Genomic DNA, 5,538 nt, shown 5'->3' on the forward strand with positions numbered 1-5,538 from the left:
ATGATGAAACTTTTTGGATGCTGTACGTTGACAATAACGGGAATGAACAATGGAGAAAACATGTAAAAGGAGAATCGAGAAAGAAAGAGGAAAGGCTTTCTGATTTGAAGATGAATAAAGACGGTTCGATTGTTTTGGCGGGAACGAGTGCTGAAGAATTAGGCAAAGAAAACTGGAAGATTGTAAAATTGGGAGACAGCCAGATTGATCAGCTGATTGAGAAACAAAATATCAAAATCTATCCGAATCCTGTATCAGATTATTGTTATGTAGAAGTTGGGTTTGATTTTAAAGAAGCTGATATTATTCTTTATGATATGGGAGGAAGACAGCTTCAGAGTCTGAAAACTAAGAATAAAGTGACGAAAATGAATACGCAGAATCTGATTCAGGGGGCTTATCTGGTGGTGGTAAAAACTGATGATGAGAAAACTGCGAATGCGAAAATTATTAAAAAATAAATACAAATGAAAAAATATCATCAATTAATCTATTTAATTACCTTTTTTTTACTATGTGAAAATATAAACGGGCAAGCTTTAAATACAGAAAGCATAAAAACAGAGTTACCTCAAGTTACCCCGCCATCTCCCACGGCGTCTTCATTAATGAAGTTTGAAGAAGTTGCTGTGAGTGGGTACACTGGAACTCCTGATATAAGCATCCTTTATACAAACTTTCTACGAATTCCAAGGATATAGAACTAGATATTTCGCTAAAATATCATCCGGGAAATGTAAAAGCTGATAACGTTGCAGGAGATGTTGGACTAGGATGGAGTGTTTTTGCCGGAGGAACTATATCCAGGACTGTTAAAGGTTTACCTGATGAAGAATTGGTAATGGCAGGAACTAATAAAAGTGGCAAGGTTGGAATTTACCATACTACGATTAACAATCATAATAATATCTATTATCAATGGTTACAAAATCCTGTAGGTTTTGAACAAAATAATCCCAACGCTGCCAACGAATATTATTGGGAAACTGTAGAAAACGGAAAGTATGATACGGAACATGATCTTTGGCAATTTAATTTTATGGGTAACTCGGGTAGTTTTTATTTAAAAAAAACAGACAATCAATTAGTTGCCGAACCTCTTAATGATTACCGTCTCAGTATTCAGCCTAATTTTGAGACCTACTACAATCAGCCCTACACCCCTAAAGGTTTTACAATATTTGACGAAAAGGGATATAAATACATTTTTGATGTTTATGAAACTACTGTGAAATCAACAGACGGGTTGCATCATACAATTCAAAACAACAATTACGTCAGTTCTAATAGTCATAGTGATGAAAAAGAATTTAGAAGTTCATTTCATCTTACAAAGGTAATCGACTCTAATAATAAAACAGTTTTTGACATTTCATACCATGATACTGTTTTTAAAGAAAACAATCTTCAGTACAATAAAACCAGAAATGAGTATGATGATGCCACCATGAACGCTATGAAATATGCTAACTGCTGGGGTGAAATTCCACCTCTGGAATCTACGGTCATCAGCAATAATATTGTTACAACAAGAAAAATAAAAACGATTACTGTAGCAGATAAAGCCATCATTGATTTTACATATCTTACGGGAAGGGATGATTATTCTACAAATCCCACCACTCCGTTCCTGAAGGAGATACAGCTAAAAAACATCAACCAGTCTCCTGTATCAAAGTTTACTTTAGATTATGACTATAATCAGATTATTGTAAAAAGATTGTTTTTAAAATCAATTGTTAAGAGCTATCCTACTCAAACCGGAACAGAAAAACACGAGTTTTATTATAAAAGAAGCAGTCCCTCAGGGAATCCTTCTGTATTTGGAAGAGATTTTTGGGGCTATTTCAATACTTATAATTCAGATAATTGTAATGGACAGGATATTACATACATGAGAGAGGCGTCACCTAAAGTCAGCACGTATGATTTGCTACAAAAGATTAAATATCCTACCAAAGGGTCTGCAGTATTTCTTTTTGAAACAAATCAATATTCTTTTTCAGGCAGTGAGCCTGTTACTGATTTTGCCGAAAATCCTGATAACGTTACTTTTATAGAGACTGTGCCATATTATTTTAACAATAGTTCAGGTACGCAAAATATACCTGTTTCTGCTGAAAAAAGGAAAATTACAGTATATCCCAGTATTGTCCTGGATAATAATTCTGGCAACTGGACGAGAACGTTCCAGATTTCTAAAATTGTAAACGGACAACTTGTACCTGTAGGATCTATACACTGTGTGTTGCCTGAAGCTAATTGCTGTAAAGAATTTATTTTAGAACCCAACACTCAGTATGTACTTCAACGTCATAATTTTGACCTGAATTATACCGACACAGATAACATGAGCGTTAACTATTATAAGTTCAATCAGAATAATAAATTTCTGTATGGAGGTGGAAACAGAATAAAAAAAATTGGATATTTTAGTAATGATGTAGCTCAGGATTACTACGAAATACCTAATCAAAATACAGCCGCTGCAAAAGAAAAGATCTATCATTATAATCTCCCTTCCGACCGTTTTAGAAGCAGCGGATCGCTGGTTTTTGGAAAACCAAGGTTCGAGGAATACAGATTTTTAAAGCAATCCGGAACACGATGCGAAATGTCTCCTTATTCCTCATATCAATCCTATAATCAGGATTACCAATATCTGTCGAGATTTGTTATATCAAATCAAGAACAGGTATTCACACAGGGAAGCAGCGTGGGATATAGAAATGTAAAGATTACAGAAACCGGATTAGGATCTACGGAACAGATTTTCACCTCGCCTGTTGATTATCCTGAAACGGAATTAATTACTTACACCAAACCCTATCTACCCTCTAAAAATATTGATTACGAGAGAGGACTTTTGCTGGAAGAAAGAGTAAAAAATGAATCCGGCAGACCGCTTACTGAAACGCTCAACAGCTACTCATTTGAAAATTATGAAAAAACATACGGATACAGATTCAACAGACCGGATGGAACGCTGTTTCAGGGAAGGCTAAAGCCTACTCACAGTTTTCAGGGCTATCTTTCAGCGCAACAGTTGGCACAGCCCTCCATTATGGAATGCAGCAATTCTTCCTGTAACTCTTTTTCCAAATCTCACTTATTGGGAACTTCCCCGGTTAATGATATCGATTTTTATCCGTTAATTTCTGCATACGGCTGGGCAAAACTCACCAATAAAACTAGCAGAAGTTATTTCTACGAGGGAACTACTCAGAAAATGACAGAGCAGAATGAAGCTTTTGAATATAACAGCACCAATAAAAAAATAGCCCAACATATAGTTGCAACTACCGATGGAAACAACATCAAAACAAAGTATTACTATGATACCGGAAACAACTCTGTTTATTCCCAAAACAGAATCTCTGAAGTCAAAAAAATAGAAACATTCAGGAATGATATTCTGGTTAATACCAAAGAAATAGATTATTCAAATACATGGTCTGACAATGTATCTTATCTGCCAAAATTCATTAAAGAATCGCAAAGGAATAATCTTTTACAAACCCAATTAACTTATGATCAATATGATGATAAGGGAAATCTGCTGCAATATTCAACAAAGAATGGTATACCCACTTCTATTATTTGGGGATATCATAAGACGCAGCCTATTGCTAAAATTGAAGGCGCGCTGTATGATAACATTAAAAACAATTCGTTAATCAGTGCCATTATTAATGCATCAGACAATGATGCTGCAAATCCTGCAACCGAAAGCAGTCTTATTGCCGCTTTGGATGCCCTCAGAAATGATGTTAACTTTAAGAATTTCCAGATGGCAACCATGACTTATGATCCTTTGATAGGAGTGACTACCCTTACGCCACCATCAGGAATCAGGGAGATCTACCAATATGATTCTGCCAACAGGCTGGAAAAGATTGTGGATGAAGAAGGTAAACCCCTTAAAGAATACAAATACAACTATAAACCATAAAAACAGATGAAAAAAATATTAATCCCGGTTAGCGCCCTTTTTCTTGCAGGTTTTTCGCAGGCACAGCTTACCCAGACAGAAAACTATGTATACTCGAAGACCTATCTTTCTGATCCTTCATTCTCCAACCCAAAAACCTTGGAAACCGTTCAGTATTTAGATGGATTGGGGAGACCCAAACAGGTAGTGAATGTGAAGGCATCTCCCACAGGGAAAGATGTTGTATCACACATAGAATACGATCAATACGGAAGACAGCTGAAAGACTACCTTCCCATTCCGCAATCTAACACCTTAAATGGCGGAATCTACAACGCTCCGCTTTCCAACGCTCCCATACCATACGGTTCTGAGAAAATATATGCTGAAAAGATTCTCGAAAGCTCACCCTTAAGCAGGGTTTTCGAACAGAAGCAGGTAGGAAATGCATGGAATGATAAACCCGTAAAATTTGAATATAGCGCCAACAGCGTTGATGATGCCGTTAAAAAATATACCACAGCGACGACAACAGTAAATGGAGCTACCAATTCTGTTCTCAGCCAGATTGTAAATTACGAGGCTGATAAATTATTTAAAAATACGGTAACGGATGAAGACGGCAACAAAACCATAGAGTTTAAAAACGGAGAAGGACAGACTCTTCTGGTAAGGAAAATGCTGAATGAGACGACCAAGGTTGATACGTATTACGTGTACAACGAATACAATCAGCTTGCTTTCGTCATTCCGCCTCTTGCCTCAAACATTACAACGCTATCGCTGTCAGACTTAGAAAATCTCTGTTATCAATACAAATATGATAATGAAAATCGTTTGGCAGAGAAAAAACTTCCCGGAAAAGGATGGGAATATATGGTATATGACAAACAGGATCGTTTGGTACTTACCCAGGATGCGAACCTGAGAACGACTGCGAATAATTTCGCTGCCAAAGGCTGGATGTTTACCAAATACGATCAGTTTGGGAGAGTAGTCTATACCGGTTTCTTTTCCAATACCGCAACCAGACAGGCAATGCAGAACGCTATAAACAGCATGGTGGCTAATGCGGGAAACAATGAAACCAGAAGTGAAACCTCTTTTAACCTGAACGGAATGGATGTTTTTTACACCAAAAATGCTTTTCCTACAGGAAGCATGAGGATTTTGAATGTCAATTACTATGATACTTATCCTTCTTACAGCTTCAATCCTGCTTTTCCTTCTACGATTTACGGAAAAACGGTTTTAACAGATAATGCTGCCACATTGGGGAAAAGCACCAAAAGCCTTCCCGTAATGACATTGGTAAAAAATATTGAAGATGATAACTGGTCGAAAAGCTACTCTTACTACGATACCAAAGGAAGACCTGTCGGAAGTTACGCGATCAATCATTTGGAAGGCTACACCAAAACAGAATCTGATCTTGATTTTTCGGGAGCGGTACTGCAGACCAAAACCTATCACAAAAGACTGTCAACCGACACCGAAAAAGTAATCACCGAGACTTTCTCTTACGATCATCAGAATCGGTTGCTGACCCATAAACATAAAGTAGACAACAATACGGAAGAGATATTGGCTCAGAACGAGTACAACGA

3 protein-coding genes are annotated in these 5,538 nt (G+C 37.0%); all 3 read left to right on the forward strand.

Going from position 1 to position 5,538, the window contains the following annotated elements:
- Window positions 1-461: T9SS type A sorting domain-containing protein (locus ACOOWA_RS18015; protein ID WP_421377330.1), on the forward strand; the 461-nt coding region annotated here is incomplete at its 5' end.
- Window positions 462-841: 380 nt separating this feature from the next.
- Window positions 842-3,952: a hypothetical protein gene (locus tag ACOOWA_RS18020; RefSeq protein ID WP_421377332.1), complete on the forward strand. Its 3,111-nt coding sequence runs from the start codon at window positions 842-844 to the stop codon at window positions 3,950-3,952.
- 6 nt (window positions 3,953-3,958) lie between these two features.
- Window positions 3,959-5,538 (forward strand): DUF6443 domain-containing protein (locus ACOOWA_RS18025; RefSeq protein WP_421377334.1); only part of this gene is annotated, 1,580 nt, incomplete at its 3' end.

Source organism: Chryseobacterium sp. GP-SGM7 (assembly GCF_049166575.1).
GTDB lineage: Bacteria > Bacteroidota > Bacteroidia > Flavobacteriales > Weeksellaceae > Chryseobacterium.

What these genes read in the sequence shown, in the direction of transcription:
- ACOOWA_RS18020 (WP_421377332.1), top strand. Translation starts at nt 842, where the DNA reads ATGGCAGGAACTAATAAAAGTGGCAAGGTTGGAATTTACCATACTACG.